Origin of the sequence: Winogradskyella sediminis (assembly GCF_003387355.1) — a bacterium.
GTDB classification, from domain to species: domain Bacteria; phylum Bacteroidota; class Bacteroidia; order Flavobacteriales; family Flavobacteriaceae; genus Winogradskyella; species Winogradskyella sediminis.
This window is the reverse complement of record NZ_QUNH01000002.1, coordinates 517391-536515: the sequence shown is the minus strand read 5'-3', so window position 1 is coordinate 536515 and position 19125 is coordinate 517391. Positions and strand designations below refer to the sequence as shown.

At 33.1% G+C, this 19125-nt stretch carries 17 protein-coding genes; 13 read left to right on the top strand and 4 right to left on the bottom strand.

Annotated features, from left to right (window positions below; genetic code table 11):
• Positions 1-45: 45 nt before the first annotated feature.
• The 6 genes from C8N41_RS09705 to C8N41_RS09680 all read left to right on the top strand — a co-directional run bounded on the left by C8N41_RS09705 (position 46) and on the right by C8N41_RS09680 (position 9007).
• Positions 46-780 carry a Tim44 domain-containing protein gene (locus C8N41_RS09705; protein WP_115839114.1) on the top strand — a complete coding sequence of 245 codons (735 nt, stop codon included), beginning with the start codon at positions 46-48 and terminating at the stop codon, positions 778-780.
• 99 nt (positions 781-879) lie between these two features.
• Positions 880-1464, top strand: a complete 585-nt coding sequence (locus C8N41_RS09700) for a Crp/Fnr family transcriptional regulator (RefSeq protein ID WP_092446967.1) — start codon at positions 880-882, stop codon at positions 1462-1464.
• 699 nt (positions 1465-2163) lie between these two features.
• On the top strand, positions 2164-5616 hold the full coding sequence (locus tag C8N41_RS09695; RefSeq protein WP_115839113.1) for a pyruvate carboxylase: 3453 nt from the start codon (positions 2164-2166) through the stop codon (positions 5614-5616).
• A 132-nt stretch (positions 5617-5748) separates the two neighbouring features.
• Positions 5749-6429 (top strand): DUF4377 domain-containing protein, encoded by a 681-nt coding sequence (locus C8N41_RS09690; RefSeq protein WP_092446965.1) that lies wholly within the window; start codon positions 5749-5751, stop codon positions 6427-6429.
• Between the two features lie 96 nt (positions 6430-6525).
• Positions 6526-7482: a 23S rRNA (adenine(1618)-N(6))-methyltransferase RlmF gene (gene rlmF / locus C8N41_RS09685; protein WP_092446964.1), complete on the top strand. Its 957-nt coding sequence runs from the start codon at positions 6526-6528 to the stop codon at positions 7480-7482.
• 289 nt (positions 7483-7771) lie between these two features.
• Positions 7772-9007, top strand: a complete 1236-nt coding sequence (locus tag C8N41_RS09680) for a DEAD/DEAH box helicase (protein ID WP_115839112.1) — start codon at positions 7772-7774, stop codon at positions 9005-9007.
• Between the two features lie 77 nt (positions 9008-9084).
• Here the strand turns inward: C8N41_RS09680 and C8N41_RS09675 are convergent, their stop codons facing one another.
• Genes C8N41_RS09675 through C8N41_RS09665 form a run of 3 tightly spaced genes read right to left on the bottom strand, consistent with a single transcriptional unit; the run spans position 9085 to position 11288 of the window.
• On the bottom strand, positions 9085-10254 hold the full coding sequence (locus C8N41_RS09675) for a hypothetical protein (RefSeq protein WP_147298949.1): 1170 nt from the start codon (positions 10252-10254) through the stop codon (positions 9085-9087).
• Complete coding sequence (locus C8N41_RS09670) at positions 10238-10759, bottom strand: hypothetical protein (RefSeq protein ID WP_115839110.1); 522 nt, start codon at positions 10757-10759, stop codon at positions 10238-10240. Before C8N41_RS09670 ends, C8N41_RS09675 begins: the two co-directional genes overlap by 17 nt.
• Positions 10743-11288 (bottom strand): RNA polymerase sigma factor, encoded by a 546-nt coding sequence (locus tag C8N41_RS09665; RefSeq protein ID WP_092446960.1) that lies wholly within the window; start codon positions 11286-11288, stop codon positions 10743-10745. Before C8N41_RS09665 ends, C8N41_RS09670 begins: the two co-directional genes overlap by 17 nt.
• 125 nt (positions 11289-11413) lie before the next feature.
• Here C8N41_RS09665 and C8N41_RS09660 point away from each other — a divergent pair, with 125 nt between their 5' ends.
• From C8N41_RS09660 to C8N41_RS09645, 4 genes are read left to right on the top strand one after another with little or no spacing between them, the layout of a single operon-like run.
• Complete coding sequence (locus C8N41_RS09660; protein WP_092446959.1) at positions 11414-12724, top strand: cytochrome C assembly family protein; 1311 nt, start codon at positions 11414-11416, stop codon at positions 12722-12724.
• Between the two features lie 44 nt (positions 12725-12768).
• Entirely contained in the window at positions 12769-13746 is a 978-nt protein-coding gene (locus C8N41_RS09655) for a hypothetical protein (protein WP_092446958.1), read from the top strand.
• Positions 13739-14095, top strand: a complete 357-nt coding sequence (locus C8N41_RS09650) for a DoxX family protein (protein ID WP_092446957.1) — start codon at positions 13739-13741, stop codon at positions 14093-14095. The genes C8N41_RS09655 and C8N41_RS09650 overlap by 8 nt, the downstream gene beginning before the upstream one ends.
• Positions 14096-14132: 37 nt before the next feature.
• Positions 14133-15278 (top strand): MFS transporter, encoded by a 1146-nt coding sequence (locus tag C8N41_RS09645; protein WP_115839109.1) that lies wholly within the window; start codon positions 14133-14135, stop codon positions 15276-15278.
• Between the two features lies 1 nt (position 15279).
• Here the strand turns inward: C8N41_RS09645 and C8N41_RS09640 are convergent, their stop codons facing one another.
• A complete protein-coding gene (locus tag C8N41_RS09640) occupies positions 15280-15960 on the bottom strand; it encodes a M15 family metallopeptidase (protein ID WP_115839108.1) in 681 nt (226 codons plus the stop codon).
• A gap of 32 nt (positions 15961-15992) precedes the next feature.
• Between C8N41_RS09640 and C8N41_RS09635 the strand changes: the two genes are divergently transcribed.
• The 3 genes from C8N41_RS09635 (at position 15993) to C8N41_RS09625 (ending at position 19125) form a co-directional block, all read left to right on the top strand.
• On the top strand, positions 15993-16592 hold the full coding sequence (locus tag C8N41_RS09635; protein WP_115839107.1) for an alpha-ketoglutarate-dependent dioxygenase AlkB family protein: 600 nt from the start codon (positions 15993-15995) through the stop codon (positions 16590-16592).
• A 391-nt stretch (positions 16593-16983) separates the two neighbouring features.
• Complete coding sequence (locus tag C8N41_RS09630; RefSeq protein WP_115839106.1) at positions 16984-17910, top strand: alpha/beta hydrolase family protein; 927 nt, start codon at positions 16984-16986, stop codon at positions 17908-17910.
• Between the two features lie 354 nt (positions 17911-18264).
• Entirely contained in the window at positions 18265-19125 is an 861-nt protein-coding gene (locus C8N41_RS09625) for an SPFH domain-containing protein (protein WP_115839105.1), read from the top strand.

Below are 19125 nucleotides of genomic sequence, written 5' to 3'. Positions count from 1 at the left end.
TTCAAAGTGGTTTCTTTATTTTTAGACCAAATACATCTACCGCTTATGAAACCGAAGCATAAAAACCTCCTATTAATAATACTCATTATTGGCTTTTTATTTTATATCGATCCTGTTTATGCCGGACCAGGCGGCACCATAGCCAAAGGGTTATTTAAAACATGGTGGGAAAAATTAATATTGGCGGCATTGTGTATTGTTTTATTCCCGTTAATCGCCTATACCTATACTGTAGAATATTTTGCAATTAGAAAATCTAAAAAACAACTTAATGCTTTAGGCACTCAGAACAAGGAATTTATGTGGTTGAATCTTGAAAAAAATGTAAAAAACATTTTCACAAGAGTTTACCTCGCTTGGGAAAGAGAGGATATGGCAGAAGTTTCAGAATATATGAATCACTGGTATAGACAAAATCAACAAACAGTCTACTTAGATAAATGGAAACGAGAAAACCTTAAAAACGTATGTCAACTAGACAAGATTAATAGTGTAAAACCACTATATCTAGAAATTACTAACGACAAAAACTTAGAAGGGTCTAAAATTGCATTTTTAATTTCAGCTAATATTAAAGATTATTTAAAAGACAGAACAACACATCAAATTATACAAGGTAAAAATGTCTATGGAGATGAAGAAAAAATTTGGGTTTTAGAATATACTGAAGGAAAATGGTTATTAGATGATATTCAAGAAGGCACATATAGTCTCACCTTTGCGAAATTAAAAAATGTGGTGCCTGAAATTAGACTTCATCAAGGCATAACCGTAAAATGATTTTATGCTGTTAAACAGATATTTATTAATCGTATCTGCATTATCCTTCTGGCTCAATTATTTTACGTATCTTATTAAGCATAAACTAATTCCGTCTAAATGCAATCCGATAATCTTTTAATAACAGTAGCATTTAATGACCTCATCTTTACACAAGCTGAAATAAAGATTATCGAACCCCTTTTTCAAAAAATCAATGTAACAAAGGGAACTATTCTCCTCCATGCAGACGATTTAGTAGAGTTTCAGTATTATATTTTAGACGGTTGTTTAAGAACATATCATACCGATACACATGGAAAAGAACACACCATTCAATTTGGTATTAACGATTGGTGGGTCAGTGACTATACGGCATTCGTTAATTCGGGTAAGGCAATTTTAACTATAGAAGCACTTCAAGATTCTACGCTTTATAAAATCTCTTATGAAGACATGAATTATCTTTACTCAGAAATCCCAAAAATAGATCGTTATTTTAGAATAAAGCTAGAACGTTCATTTGCTGCATTCCAAAAGAGAATTGTAGTAAATTTATCACAATCAGCTAAAGAGCGCTACCTTACTTTCATTAGCACACATCCAGAAATTGTAAAAAATTTAAAGAATTATCATATTGCCTCTTACTTAGGTATCACAACCGAAAGTTTAAGCCGTATAAAAAAAGAATTACATAATTTTTAGTCCTTTCTTCCTTTTCTTATCATACATCAATTTTTTTTTATGTCGAAATATTTATTTTTGTATCCGTACAATGCCCTAACCTATTGTACTAAAATCCCCTAAGGATTAATAGCTAAAAAGCGCAGGTAGCACAACCTGCGCTTTTTTATTTATAGATGACCGACTTTCCAAAGTCACATATACAGACCAAAGACGGAGAACTAGTAAATGGATATTGGCATTTTAATAGCTCCAACCCTTTTACGTTTTCTTAAGCCCCTTTAACAGATTTGCCCAAAAGTTTTAAAAAACATAAAAAAGCGTTCTCCCGTTTTTTATAATACTTCAGAAATAGTTTTTATACACCCTTTAATATTACTTTAGAGTTCATTGAATTGAAACAGGCTCATAACATTTCTACTCAACGACTCAACTATCTCACTTTTTATTAGCTCCCTCTTATTACAATTTCGGTTCCAAAAGATATATTCAATATACTGTAATAAATACAATTATCTTAATCTTTAGAAGGAACAAGATGCCACTTTACAACTAAGAACCATCTTAATCATTTACAGACTTTTAACTTAAAATCACCAATAATTTTAAGGTTAAAAAAAAGCAACATCATAATAAATTTGTACTTTCACGAAAACGTTATAGTTCACGTAATTTTCAATCAAAAAACATATTTAAACACAACAAAACGTACCATCAATTATGAAAATCAAAAAGATATTAGTTGCCAATCGAAGTGAAATTGCCATACGCGTATTAAGAGCCTGTACAGAATTAAATATAGCTACTGTGGCAATTTATACTTATGAAGATCGTTACTCGCAACACAGGAATAAAGCAGACGAATCTTATCAAATTGGTGAGGACAACGATCCTTTAAAGCCCTATTTAAATATTGAAGAAATTGTGGCTTTAGCTAAATCAAAACATGTGGATGCCATTCATCCTGGTTATGGTTTTTTATCTGAAAATTCAGAATTTGCAAGACGCTGTGCGGAAAACGATATTATTTTTATTGGTCCAGACCCAGAGGTGATGGACGCCTTAGGAGATAAAATTACGGCAAAAAAAATAGCTTTAAAATGTAATGTTCCCATTATAGAGAGTAATAAAAAAGATCTTACAGCTTTAAAAATTGCACTTTCAGAAGCGAATACAATTGGCTATCCGTTAATGCTAAAAGCGGCTTCTGGTGGTGGCGGACGTGGTATGCGTGTGGTTAGAAATGATAAAGATTTAGAACAACACTTTGATTCTGCCAAAAATGAAGCCTTAAATGCTTTCGGTGACGATACCATGTTTTTAGAAAAATATGTAGAAAACCCAAAACATATTGAAGTACAAATTGTAGCTGACAGACATGGCAATATCAGACACTTATTTGAGCGCGATTGTTCTGTACAACGTCGCCATCAAAAAGTTGTTGAGGTAGCTCCATCTTACAATGTGTCTCAAAAAGTGAAGGATGCTTTGTATAAATATGCTGTTGACATAGCGACTGAAGTTAATTATAACAATATTGGTACCGTAGAATTTTTAGTAGACCCGCAAGACAATATCTACTTTATAGAAGTTAACCCAAGAATTCAAGTAGAACATACTGTTACCGAAATGGTTACTGGAGTCGATTTGGTAAAAACACAAATTTTTGTTGCTGGTGGCTATAAATTATCAGATAAACAAATAAAAATCTATGAACAAGACGCATTGGCTACTTACGGTTTTGCTTTACAATGCCGATTAACAACAGAGGATCCTGAAAATAACTTTACACCAGACTATGGAAACATCACCACGTACAGAAGTGCCTCAGGTATGGGTATTCGTTTAGATGCTGGTAGTATTTATCAAGGTTATAACGTAAGTCCGTTTTTCGATTCCATGCTCGTAAAAGTTTCTGCACAAGGTAGAACACTCGATGGTGCCGTTAGAAAAATGGTTCGTGCTTTAAAAGAGTTTAGAATTAGAGGTGTAAAAACCAATATTCATTTTCTACAAAACGTTATTCAGCATAACACTTTTAAAGAAGGTAAAGTCACCGTCAACTTTATTCAGAATACCCCTTCTTTATTCGAAATAAAATTACCTCAAGATAGAACGACTAAAGCAGTTAATTTCTTAGCAGAAGTTATTGTAAATGGCAATTCTGATGTTAAACACATAGATAAAACCAAAGTATTTAGAACCGCTAAGGTTCCAAAGTATAACCGCAACGAAGCATTTCCGGATGGCACAAAAAACCGATTAACAGAATTAGGGCCTGAAGCTTTCTGCCAATGGCTAAAGGACGATTACAAAATACATTATACCGACACAACCATGCGCGATGCTCACCAATCGCTGTTAGCCACACGTATGCGAAGTTACGATATGCTCAAAGTAGCAGAAAGTTTTGCAAAAAACCATCCCAATACCTTTAGCATGGAAGTCTGGGGAGGAGCGACCTTTGATGTCTGTTACCGCTTTTTACACGAAAGTCCTTGGACGCGTCTAAGAGAATTGCGTAAGGCGGTTCCAAACATTTTGTTTCAAATGTTGTTGCGTGGCTCTAATGCTGTGGGTTACAAAGCCTATCCTGATAATTTAATTGAAAAATTTGTGGAGAAATCTTGGGAAAATGGAGTTGATATTTTTAGAATTTTCGACTCGCTCAATTGGGTAAAAGCTATGGAACCTAGCATAAATTATGTTCGCACTAAAACAGGTGGTATTGCGCAAGCAGCCATTAGTTATACAGGTGATATTTTAGACCCTAAACAAACCAAATATAATCTTAAATACTACACACAGTTAGCTAAAGATTTAGAAAATGCCGGAGCACATATGATAGCCATTAAAGATATGGCTGGTTTGCTTAAACCGTATGCTGCTACCGAATTAGTTGGTGCTCTCAAAGACACATTACAGATTCCAGTACATCTACATACTCACGATACCTCATCTTTACAAACAGCCACTTATTTAAAAGCCATTGAAGCTGGAGTTGATGTGGTTGATGTAGCACTTGGGGGACTTTCTGGATTAACATCACAACCTAATTTTAATGCTGTAGTTGAAATGATGAAAGGTCAAGACCGTGCGCACGATTTTGATATGACAAATCTCAATCAGTTTTCAAACTATTGGGAAGATACACGTGAAATGTACTATCCTTTTGAATCTGGATTAAAAGCAGGAACTGCTGAAGTGTATCAACATGAGATTCCTGGTGGACAATATTCTAATTTACGTCCACAAGCCATTGCCTTAGGCCTCGGAGATCGTTTTGATGAGGTTAAAAAAATGTATGCACAAGTCAATACTATGTTTGGCAACTTGGTTAAAGTAACACCAAGTTCCAAGGTCGTTGGGGATATGGCTATTTTTATGGTTACTAACAATTTAACACCAGAAGATGTGATGCAACGTGGCGAAACAATTTCTTTTCCAGAATCGGTAATTAATTTCTTTAAAGGAGATTTAGGGCAGCCTGTTGGTGGTTTTCCTAAAGACCTTCAGAAAATAATTCTTAAAAATAGAGAAGCTTATACAGATCGACCAAATGCACATTTAAAACCTGTAGATTTTACCAAAGAATTTGCTGCTTTTAAAAAGAAATTTCAACAAGGATTTACCAGACCAATCGAAATAGAAGACTTTTTATCCTTTATGCTTTACCCAAAAGTATTTGAAACTGCTCATGAAAATTATAAGAAATACGGCAACATTGCGCTCATTCCAACTAAAGATTTCTTTTTTGGTATGCAATTGCAGGAGGAAACCAAAATTACTTTAGAACCAGGAAAAACTATTATAGTAAAACTACTCTCTGTGAGTATTCCTAATGATAATGGCATTAGAACCGTATTCTTTAAAGTGAATGGTGAAAATCGATTTGTTGAAATTTTTGACACCTCATTAAACATTAAAAAGGTTGAAAACATAAAAATAGATCCTGACAATAACAACCACGTTGGTGCACCTTTACAAGGCTCATTATATAAAGTTTTAGTTAAAAAAGGGGCGACTGTAAAGGAAAATGATCCTCTCTTTGTAATTGAAGCGATGAAAATGGAGACTACCGTTACAGCTCATAAATCGGGAAAAATAAAATCCGTTTCTCTGTCTGAAGGAAGTATGGTTGGCCAAGATGATTTGGTGATTACTATGGAATAAATATTTATTGCATAAGATGCTCAAAAGTAATAGAAAACTATACGCTTTTCTATAACATATATTTAACATTATGTCCTTCTAATTGGCAAGGCTTTTGAAATTATTACAACCTATAAACCAATTAACAACATTATGAAATTATTTAACAAGCTTCCTATCATTCTATTTGCATCTTTTTTATCCTCTTGTAGCGCAACTAAAGAAACGACTGCAACATATTGGGTTAATAGCTCCAAAGTAAATTGCGATGCTGGTGCCGGAAAAACGACATGCTTGCAAGTTTCAACAACTGAACATTATGACAATGCCGAATGGACAAATTTTTATGCTCCCATTGAAGGTTTTAATTTTGAACCAGGCTATCTTCAGAAGATTAAAGTTTCAGAAACCACTTTAAATACTCAGACCACTCCGGCAGATGCTTCGTCAATCTCTTATAAATTAATAAAAGTGTTAGAAAAAAAACAAGATCCAAAATTGGCCCTTCATGATATTTGGGCAACCACACATATTAACGAAACACCAATTGAAAGCACCTCTAACGTGCCAACATTAGAAATTAACACCACAGAGATGCGCGCTTATGGCACTAATGGTTGTAATAATTATAGTGGACAAATAAAAAATATAACTGCTAATACTATTAAATTTGGTGCAATGGCATCAACTCGAAAAATGTGTATGGATATGACAATTCCAGACCGTTTTGATAAAGCTTTCAATACAGTTTCTACTTATAAAAAAGACGGTTTACACCTAATCTTATACAATTCCACTGGTGATGAAGTGTTACGTTTTAAAAAAGTAGATTAAATACAAATTAAAATTAGATCATTGGGTTATTTAGGCTGTAAGTCCAAGTAACCCAATTTCTTTTCCACTACCTTTGCAGCAATAAAAAAATAAGTATTGGAAAAGAAAAAACAACACCCTAAAGTAAAGTCAGAACTTCACCCAAGAAATCAACATCGTTCACGTTACGATTTTAAGGCACTGATAAAGAGTTCGCCTGAATTGGGTAAATATGTAGCACCTAATACATACGGTGATGATTCTGTAGACTTTTTCAATCCTGCTGCAGTGAAAGCTTTGAATAAAGCCTTATTAATTCACCATTATGGCTTAGATTATTGGGATATTCCAGAGCATTATCTGTGTCCTCCAATTCCAGGGCGTGCAGATTACATTCATAATATTGCTGATTTACTAAAAGGAACAGGTTTAGAAATTCCTAAAGGTAAACATATTAAAGGTTTAGATATAGGTGTCGGTGCCAATTGCATTTACCCTATTATTGGCCAACATGAATACGGTTGGTCATTTATTGGTAGTGACACGGATGAAATCGCGATTATTTCAGCTAAAACTATAGAGCAAAAAAATTATAAATTAAGATCCACTTTAGAAATAAGACGCCAAGAAAAAGCCAACAACTTTTTTTATGATATTCTAAAACCTGAAGAAAAAGTAGATTTCACCATTTGTAATCCACCATTTCATGCCTCGGCAGCAGATGCGCAAAAAGCGAGTTTAAAAAAGCAGAAGAATCTTAAAGGAAAGCGCCCTAATAAATCCTTATTAAATTTTGGCGGTCAACATAATGAATTATGGACTAAAGGTGGTGAAGCGCGTTTTGTTAAAGACATGATTTATGAAAGCAAACACTTTGGCAAACAATGTTTGTGGTTTACAAGTTTAATCTCAAAAGAAGCGACGTTAAAACCCACCTATAAAATATTAGAAAAGGTAAATGCAACTGACGTTAAAACCATTGAAATGGGGCAAGGTCATAAAATCAGCCGATTTATTGCCTGGACATTTTTAACCGAACAAGAGCAAAAGGATTGGAAAGCCGAACGTTGGTAAATCAATTCGTCACTTCGAGTGTTCCTATTTTTTATCGGAATGTATCGAGAAGCAATTGAAACAAAATGGTTTTCAATGGTTCTCGATACTATTTGCTCATACTTCACAAATCACTCGAACTGACGTGATTTGTAACTTTAATATTTTTATATCAAAGTTTGAATAAACAATTATTCTACCTTTGTTAACTAATTTATCATTCCTGCGTAGTCAGGAATCTATAAGCTACGAATAACAAAGTGGATTCCCGCTTTCGCAGGAATGACAAACTTAATAAATACAGAACCATATGTCATTTAAAGACTTAAACTTAATAAAACCGATACTAAAAGCCGTTGAAGCTTCTGGTTATGTAGAACCTACTTTAGTGCAGCAACGTGCTATTCCGTTTATTTTAGATCGTAAAGACGTAATAGTTTCTGCACAAACCGGAACCGGAAAAACGGCTGCTTTTGCGCTTCCGATATTGCAAAATCTATTTGATAAACAAGATGCACCTAAAAAAGGTAAAAAAATTAAGGCTTTAGTATTAAGTCCGACACGAGAATTAGCCATTCAAATTCAAAAAAACTTTAAGACTTATGCTGAATTTAGCAATTTAACCTCTTTAGTCGTTTTTGGTGGTGCTTCAATAGAACCTCAAATTGATGTTTTAAAAGAAGGCATCGATATTTTAGTGGCTACACCAGGTCGCTTACTCGATTTGCATAAACAAGATTATATCAACCTCGATTATATTGAAACATTTGTTTTAGATGAGGCGGATTTAATGTTAGATATGGGCTTTATAGATGATATTAAAAAGATTGAACGACTCTGCCCAGAAAACAAACAGACATTATTATTTTCGGCAACGATACCGAATAAGATTGAAGAATTAGCTCAAACCATTCTTAAAAACCCAGAACGCATCGATGTTACTCCAACGAAATCGGTCGCTAAAGATGTGAGCCAAGTATTGTACTATGTGCCAAAACGCAACAAAATTGAATTATGCCTTCATTTATTACGCAATACCATAAAAGGCAATGTACTTATTTTTAGACGCACCAAATTTGGCGTAAATAAACTCGAGCAAACCTTACTAAAAAATGGTTATGCCGTAAACAGTATTCATGGTGATAAAAACCAAAGCGATAGACAAACCGCTCTGAATAAGTTTAAAAATGGTTATGTAAAAGTCTTAATTGCTACCGATGTTGCTGCGCGTGGAATTGACATCAACGAACTTGACAATGTTTTTAATTTTGATATGCCCAATGTACCTGAAACTTATGTACATAGAATTGGTAGAACTGGAAGAGCTGGACATACTGGAAAAGCTTACTCCATGTGTTCTGCTGACGAGAAAAGTTATGTAAAAACGATTCAGAATGCTATAAATGTTCAGATTCCTGTGGAAACTGAGCATCCTTACCCTTTAGATCCTAAAGCTAAACCTGTTGTTCATAAAAGACAAGGTAGTAAGTATAAAAAAGGTCGTAAAAGTGAAGCTTCTAAGAAAAAGAAGAAACGTTGGTATTAGATTAGCTGTTAGCAAAAAAAAACACTTAGGTTACCTAAGTGCTTTTTTATTTGTTTTGAGAATGAAATATTTAAACTTTATTTTTTGATTGAATCATTGTATGAGTAAATAATACCATTAATAATATCAAAGAAAATAAGACCCGAAGATTTCTCTTTTGGGTTTAATGGCTTTGACATTAATTGATTTCTCTCTTTACTTTTTGGTTGCATTGTTACTTCAAAACTGTCGTTTCCCATGACATTCCTAGTATTGTAACCAATGACTTCCAATCCATGATTTAAATTTGGATAGAAAAAATGAATTTTTGAGTAGTCTGAAAACAGATCAAAACGTTGAAAATCTTTAGTCCAATTATAAAAGAAATATTCACTATTAAAATCTGTAATTTTATTATTGCTTCCTAATTCACCAATTTCTATTTTTGAGAATTCAGATTCAATATCCACATTATTTAATTCTGTTATTAAAGCCTTAAAAACTCTATCAGTTTCTAATTTACCTCCAGAAATATTATGAGCGATTACCAATGAGTTATGAATTTTTAATTCATTTTTTGGGTTTTCTATTCTATTGATGTAGAGCCTTCCATAATCTAATCGAATGGATATTTGGTTATCAAATTCGTCATGGAAATTTAGCAAACTACCTTTAGCTACAATTTTAAGACTGATATCTTTTGGGATTTTTATTATAAAATTTCTTTTAAAATTTCTATTATTTTGCCATTTAACTGCTTTTTTTAAAAGTCTCTCTTTTCGCTTTAAATCGTTAGCATATATGATTTTTGCCCTTGCTTCATGATATGATTTGTAAGATTTAATCTCGGTAATTTCATTTGAAATATCTTCCTTTAGTTTTCTAGATATTGCAGTTGTATCTTTTGTTTCATATATAAGTCTATCTAATGAAAAAATAGAAACATAACTAGATGCGTTTAAACTTTGCTTAACATTTGGATGTTTCTTAATACTTATAAGATTGTTTTCTTGAGTCGCTTCAATTCTTACACTATCTAGTATTCTTTGATGTTCTTTTTTAGGTAATTTCATAAAATTAATATCATAATTAATATGAATACTATCGTCTGGTGAGGACACGAATTTCACTGAACCGTCAGGTATTTCAATATATGCGGTTGTATTTTTATCTGTTTTAAAACTTTTAGAGAAAACTTTTACATTTTGCCCTAATACTGTTTGCATTGTGATGAGTAATACAAATAATAATCTAAATGGTGTTTTCATCGTGTTCGTTTTTTTGATTTAATATGTTGATGTGCTTTTGAATGTCTTTTAAAATTTGAAGTCGTGTTTGAAGATTTTCAACTAGAGCTTCAATAACTAAAATATTATTATAATCCTCTTTAAACTGAACAGAAATAGCTTTGTAATCGGTATCTAAATCTTTCAGCTTTTTTCTGAAGCGTTCTACCAATACAGCGTCATCTGCGATAGCTATAAAACTCTGCCATTCGGTTTCAATATCTTTAAGATATGCTGCCTCAACAGCTTCTACTTGCGCTATAATTGGTGCCACTTGATTTAATTCTGGGTTTGCTTCCTTTTGCATCACATTAAAGCCAATCGTTACTGCAATAATTAAAATGGCAGCTGTACTTAACCATGCATAAGGACGTCGTTTTGGTTGGGATTGCTTTTTAAGTTTTTCTGCAAACTCTGCCCTATGGTTTTCTGGAAGCGTTTTTAAATCAGCTTCCTCATTAAATAGGTTTCTAATATCTTGCTTCATTATACTTTTGTTTTAAAAGTTCTTGTAATTGTAATTTTCCGCGCCTTAAATGTGTGCGAGATGTTTTTATGGGAATTCCTAAAATGTCCGAAATCTCCTCATGATCATAGCCTTCTAGCAAATAAAGCTTCACTACGATTCTATGCTTTTCGCTAATCTGTTCAACGGCAAATAAAATCTCTTGCTTCGTAATTGAAGTATCAAATTGCCAATCGTTCTCAATGGTAATCTGCAGGTCTGAAACCTCAACAGCTTCAAACTCTAACTTATTTTTCTTTAAAACATCTAAACATTGATTAATGATAATGCGTTTTAACCAAGCACCAAAGGTGGCTTCAGGCTTATACGATTCAATGTGTCCAAAGGCTTTTAAAAAACCTTCTTGCATGGCATCTTTTGCATCTTCATCGCTGAGGTAATGACAAGCAATGGTATACATCGCCTGACTATACTTATCATAAACTTGCATTTGTGCAACTTCATTTCCTTTTTTGCAAAGCGTAATAAGTTTAGTCTCTAGTTTTTGCATTAGGTTAGTTAGCGGTTTATTATAAAAACGATGAGTTTTAGAAAAGGTTTCAAAATAGAATAAAAAAGATTGATTTTAATTGAATATGTCTAATTTTAACCTGAACTTCAATTCATCATAAAAAAATGAGCGTCGATTATAATAAACCAACCTTTAAAAAATTACTTAATAAACTACAGGAAGAAAGCTGGCAATTAGAATTACTAATTTCTGGTTTTGCCATTTTTGGTTTATTCTCCGCTTATCCTAATTTAGAAATTGCATACCAACACACCCAAAACGAAAACAATACGTTTTTCTCAATGGTTTTGGTTGTAGCGCTTTCGGCTTGTTCTATACTAATCTTCAACTTGTTGTTCCATGTTCTTTTACGTGGGTTATGGATTGGCGCATTAGGGTTACGCTATATTTCTGGAGATATCGATTACGACACTTTAAATTATAGTAAACGCTTTAATACGTATTTAAAAAACAAAGTAGGCTCGTTTGATAGATATATTGCACGTTTAGAAAATTATTGTAGTGTTATTTTCGCAATTTCATTTTTACTTATTTTCTATATGTTGGCCATTGCGCTAACGATAGGTTCTATTGTTTTCGTAATTACTATTTTTATCGATGATCATTCGTTTAGTGACATATCGACCTATTTCGGTATGATACTCTTAGTTTTTCTTATTACTGGAATGTTACTGACCTTTATTGATTTTATAACGCTCGGTTTTTTAAAAAAGAAAAGATGGATAAGTAAAATATATTTTCCCATTTACTGGTGCTTTAGTTTTATTACACTATCCTTTTTATACCGTCCATTAGTCTATAATTTTCTAGATCATAAATTTGGAAAACGCCTGAGCTTCTTTTTAGTGCCTATCTACATGATATTGATATGGATCACCTCATTATATTACAACCAGTCTAATTATTTTAATTTTATAGAACCCTCCGGAAATTACATCGCTAATACCTTTAGTTATGAGGATATGCTCACGGAAAATTCAGACTTTATTCAAAATATTGCTATCAACAGTAAAGTTATCACCGATCCATACATCAAAGTCTTCATTCTGTTTGATGAAGGTATTGAAGATGATATCTACCTATTTAACCCCAAATTAAATCCTGAAGAAGATACCAGAGGAATCACTTCAGAAATGAGTTCCATAAATTCTGGTGTCGTTAGTGAAGCTTTAAAACAAGATTATATAACAACATTTAATTCACTTTACACGGTTGAAATCGATTCTACATTATATCGCACTGATTTTATACTTGGGGCCTCATTAAAAAAACAAAAAGGATTTGAAACTTATATAGGTATAAAAAACCTAAGTGAAGGGAAACATGTCTTACAGGTAAAACGAAAAAGCAAAAAAGCATCTGATACCATAAAAAAAACGGCGGCTACTATACCATTTTGGTATTATCCAAATTAGCATAAGACATTAATATTGTATCTTTAGAATCTATAAACTTAACCATGTATAAAATTTTATTTATATTAGTATTTATTGGGCACATTTCCTTAGCTCAAACCACCATAAAAGACAGTATTACTTCTTATCCGGTAAGTTATGCCACCATTTCTTTTGGAAACGGTAATGGCCTTTTTGCAGATGACGAAGGGCAATTTATTTTTACAGAAAAATTGTATCCAGATATTGATTCCCTTTTTATATCTGCACTTGGTTTTGAAGACTTACATATCGCAACCAATAATTTGCCTAAACAATTGCTCATGCATCCAGAAGCGCATCAATTAGATGCCGTTATAATCGCTAATAAAATAGATAGGAAATTTAAAGTTGAAAAACTAAAACCCTATTTAGATGATGATTATTATAAATGTTGGCTGCCAACTATAGAATCTGAGATTGCTGTGTATTTTCCTAAATCCACAACTAAAGATCAGAAACTCACTCATGTGTTATTCCCTATTGCTTTAGAATCTAAAGATTGGACAAAACGAAAACGTTCTAATAGTGAAAAGAAAAAATTTTCAACCTTGTTTAAGGTAAAATTTTATAGTAATAACAACGGAAAACCAGGTAACGTATTAACAAACGAAACCATTGTTTTTAGAGCGACCGAAAAAGATGGAGATGCATACAATTTACCAGTTGATGAATATGATATTTATATTCCAGATGACGGTTTTTTTGTTTCACTTCAAGTTTTAGGTTACACCAATAAAGAAGGCAAATTACTTCCTAACAAAAAATATAAAGAAATCGTTTCAAATTCGGGTGGTGTGGTAAAAATTCCAACTAATTTTAGACCGCTATTACCATTTACAGATGAAATTGAATCTAAAAATACCTTTATAAAACGTGTATTTATCAACGGCAATAATTGGGTGAAATTTGATAAAGGCAACCATTTTAAATCGAGTTTACTAGACAAAAACCTATTTAATTACGGTATTGGATTGACCTATAAAACGTATAAAGATGAATGAGCCCATTGGTCTTTTCATCATGGCTGCAATGTACGTTTTTGCAGGAATCGTGCATTTTATAAAACCTAAAATGTACATGCGCATTATGCCAAGGTACATTCCTAATCATAAGCTCATGGTTTATTTAAGTGGAGCTGCAGAAATTTTATTGGGTATTGCTCTTTGCATTCCTGTTTTAAAAGCAATAGCTATATATGGTATTATTGCCATGTTAATCCTGTTTCTATCAGTACATTTTTATATGGTTTCGGGTAAAAAAGCATCTGCTGGCCTTCCGAAATGGCTATTAATAATACGTATTCCACTTCAATTTGGCTTAATGTATTGGGCTTGGATTTACCTAAACTAAGCGCTTTTTGAAAACTCAGGCCGTCACGTCAAAACGGGTGCTTCCCCTCATTATTTTTTCGCAATTTTGTTGCACTTCATTGTGGTTTGCAGGAAACGCTGTGGTTGATAATTTAATTGTGTATTTCAATCTTAGTGTAGAATCACTGGGTTATATGAGTTCTTCCGTACAATTTGGTTTTATCATTGGCACATTTATATTCGCCATGTTATCACTAAGTGATCGCTTTTCTCCTTCCCGTGTATTTTTTATTTGTGCAGTTTTGGGGTCCGTTTGTAATTTCGGTATTTTGTATACCAATAATACGATAGTTACCTTAGTGGCTTTTCGATTTTTTACGGGGTTTAGTTTAGCAGGCATTTATCCTGTTGGAATGAAGATTGCAGCAGATTATTTTGAAAAAGGTCTAGGTAAATCGTTAAGCTTTTTAATTGCTGCCTTGGTTTTGGGCACCGCTTTTCCGTACCTAATACAGTCTTTTGATTTTAATCTCAAATGGCAATCTGTAGTTTGGGCAACTTCCGTCTTAGCGCTCTTAGGAGGTGTTTTAATTCTCATATGGGTACCCAATGGACCTTACCGAAAACGTGCCGCTAAATTTGATATGTCAAAAATTTTAAACGTTTTTAAAAATTCGAGCTTCCGCTCTGCATCTATGGGTTATTTTGGTCATATGTGGGAGCTCTACGCCTTTTGGACTTTTGTACCTGCTATATTAATGATGTATCAAAAACTACAACATGTTACTTTAAACATCCCCTTATGGTCTTTTCTAATAATAGCTTCGGGAACCCTGTCTTGCATTATAGGAGGCTTTATTTCAGAAAAATTCGGTGTTAAAAAAACGGCTGGTTGGGCCTTATCAATATCAGGATTCTGTTGTCTATTATCGCCCTTATTTTTTATGATGACCTCTACTCCACTCTTTATAATCGTTTTGGTAATTTGGGGAATGGCAGTAATTGCAGATTCACCGTTATTCTCTACCATGGTGGCACAAAATTGCGAAGTACAATCCATTGGAACTGCCCTAACCATTGTAAATTGTATTGGTTATAGCCTTACTATTATTAGCATCCAAATGCTCAACCATTTCACTACCAATATCACGTTTGCACCTTACGCCTTTACAGTGCTCGCATTAGGTCCTATCATTGGATTAATATATTTAAAGAAAGTCTAATTTATTCTACTTCAAAATCGAAATATGTGTTTGGAAAAGGCTCCCATCGCAAGGTGAAATGCCACCACTCCTTTGAGTAATTTCTAAAATTATGCTTTAACATAACCGACTGCAATATTTGTCTATTTTTCTTTTGCTTATTAGTTAATGCCTCATGAGCCACCCAAGAAATTTCTCCAAAAAAATCATACGGACTTCCCATATCTAAAGGTTTACCAGTAGTTCCATCAATGATAGTAAGATCAACAGTACTCCCTCTACTGTGTCCGGAGCGCGAAGCAATATAACCAGCATTAAATAAATTTCGCTTTTCAACTTCAGGATAAAATTGTTGCTTATTAATGGTATCGTGTAGGTCTTTTGCCCATCGGATAAAATGATTAACCGAACGCTGTGGTCGGTAACCATCATAAACTTTTAAACACAAGTTTTGTTGTTGCAATTCATCTTGAACCAATTTTAATTTCTCTGCCGTCTGTTTGGTTAAGATTAAACGGTTAGCGTTGTAACCATCAATAGTATCACCCACAAAATTATGGGTTGAAAAATAACGCAATTCTACATCCAAATCCGGAATCACAGATTTTACATATACAAAACCATCTGGCAAGGTGATACTTTGTTGAAAACCTAAAGTCAGTAATATCAGACTTCCTAAATAAATAAAAGTTTTTATAGTCATATCGAAGTACTAATTTAGTCAAAAATAAAACTATGAATTTGTTTTCTGAAGAGAAACAACATTTTAAACTCCCAAATGCGGAATTAATTTACTTTCCCAATCTCTTTTCTATGCATGAGTGCAAAACATATTTTAAGACCATTAAATCAGAAACCAAATGGCAACATGATGACATTACCGTCTTTGGCAAAACATATAAACAACCAAGGCTAACAGCACTTTTTGGGCATACAGATCAACCTTATCGTTATTCTAATATTACCATGCATCCTCACCCATTTACACCAACACTGCTAACCATTAAAAAAAAGGCAGAACACTGCTCAAACCATATATTTAACACCCTCTTAATTAATTTATACCGAGACGGCAATGATAGTAATGGATGGCATGCCGATAATGAGAAAGAATTAGGTAAAAATCCACTCATTGCTTCTGTGACATTTGGTGAGTCGCGTACTTTTCATTTTAAACATAAATTTATAAAGGAAGAACGCCATAAACTAAATCTGGAAAACGGCAGTTTACTCATTATGAAAGGAGAAATGCAACATTATTGGCTCCATCAAATTCCAAAGACGAAAAAACAGGTGAACGAAAGACTAAATCTCACTTTTAGAACCATTACTTAAACAACAAAAAGGTTATAAAAACAAAAAACCGAGATCCCTCAATCTCGGTTTTCGTTTATTTGCTTTTTTTTTATGCTGGTAGATTCAGGGTCTCTAAGCCAACTCAACATAAGGCAAATATTAATTAATTAATCCATTGAACTAAAAACTAAATTTTAGTACGAGTCAAATATATAATTCATTTTGAATACATACGCTTAAAAACACATTTAATCGATGAAATACATGTAATTTTAACATTTAAAGACGAAAAACGCATTTCACCGATGAAATACAATTGTAAGAATTGTAATTCTTCACTAGAAATACTGTAAATTTGGTATAAATTTTGAAACAATCATAGATTTCATTTCTATATGAATTAACTTTATGCGTCTTAAAACTTATTAAAATGAAACAGTGTGTAATTCTAGCGATGTGTTTATTGAGCCTCACAGGTTTTAGTCAAGAGAAGTCATTTAATGAAGTAGAATTATCTATTTCAAAATGGATTGATGGTACCTTACTGACTCCAAATGCTTTAGAGCAACCCAATTTAGCCATTATTATTGCTGGCTCTGGACCAACGAATAGGAATGGCAATCAAAATTTTCTCAAAAATAATTCATTAAAGAAATTAGCCGAAGGACTAACCAAAAATGGAATTGCTACTTTTAGATATGATAAACGCATTGTAAAACAAATTCGCAATAACAATGTGGATAAAGATATGATGTTTGATGATTTTGTTGAAGACGCTTCAGATGTTTTAAATTATTTTAAAGCATTAGATAAGTATAACAAGATTTACATTATTGGTCATAGCCAAGGTAGTTTGGTCGGTATGCTTGCAGCTAAAGACAAAGCTGATGGTTTTATTTCACTTGCGGGTGCTGGCAATAATATTGGAGACGTTATTATAGATCAGGTAGCCCAAACAGCACCGATGTTTAATGACGATACAAAACGGGTTGTAAACAGTTTGAAAGAAGGAAAAACAACAACCGATTACCCACCCGCTTTAGCTTCAATATTTAATGTAGAATTACAACCGTTTATGATGAATTGGATGACGTATTCCCCTTCTGATATCATAAAGGAACTAAAAATACCTGTATTGATTATTAACGGAACTAAAGATCTTCAAGTTTCAGTTAGTGAAGCAGAAGTACTCAAAGAAGCCAATGAAAACGCTGAACTACTTCTTATTGAAAACATGAATCACGTCCTTTTTGAAATAGAAGGCGGTGACTTAGAGAATTCAAAATCGTATAACGAATCCTTTAGAACTATTTCCCCTGAACTTATCACTGGTATAACATCCTTTATAGAAAAATAACTTTTTTTAGTACACATTAAACAAAAAGCATCTCAATTGATTTTATCAAAAATGAGATGCTTTTTTTAACTTAACTAAATGAAAAGCATCCCAACCACGAGATGCTTTTTCTAACTAACCAACCAAATGTAATGTTGCGGTTTTGTAGTATGTTACACTTTGGTAACTATCGCAATTAGCATTACGTTTAGTTTATTACAAACGGCGTGCCAAACTTTAATTTATTTATTTTTTTCATTTATATGTAACAAAATGTTTGAGTTGTATACTTATAATTTAAATTATATCTTTATGATATCATAATAATATCATTTTGATAACTGATTATTATTAACCAATTAAATATTTTAAATCATGAAAGAAGAAAAAATTATTGTTCCCGCTAACGGTTACCTCATGCTCTTTTTATTTACCCTGCTTTTCTTTGGTAGTATAGCAGCCATTATTATTACCCATTTAGCATGGCCTGTTTTTGGTATTATTATGGCATTAATACTCGCTTTTGGTTTTCTTATGGTACAACCCAATGGCTCTAGAGTGCTACTTTTATTTGGAAAATATGTAGGCACAGTAAAAAAGAATGGTTTTTATTGGGTAAATCCATTTTTCACTAAAAAGAAAATCTCACTAAGAGCTAGCAACTTTGATAGCGAACGGTTAAAGGTGAATGATAAACTAGGAAACCCTATAATGATCAGCACCATTTTAGTTTGGCGGGTTCAAAACACTTATAAAGCAGCTTTTGATGTTGATAATTATGAAAATTTTGTACGTGTACAAACCGATGCAGCTGTCCGCAAATTAGCGAGTATGTATCCGTATGATAATTTTGCAGATGAAGGTGTTGACGAAGATATCACCTTGCGTTCTAGCGTAAACGAAGTCAGCAATGCTTTAGAAAAAGAAATAGACGAGCGATTATCCATTGCAGGTATAGAAGTATTAGAAGCACGGATTGGCTATTTAGCCTATGCACAAGAAATCGCAAACGCTATGTTAAAGCGGCAGCAAGCTACAGCTATTGTTGCAGCCAGACATAAAATAGTTGAAGGTGCCGTAAGTATGGTAGAAATGGCTATTGATGAACTTAATAAAAAACAAGTCGTAGATTTAGATGAAGAACGAAAAGCGGCTATGGTTAGCAATCTAATGGTGGTTCTTTGCGGAGACAAAGATGCTTCACCAGTATTAAATACCGGGACTTTAAATCATTAA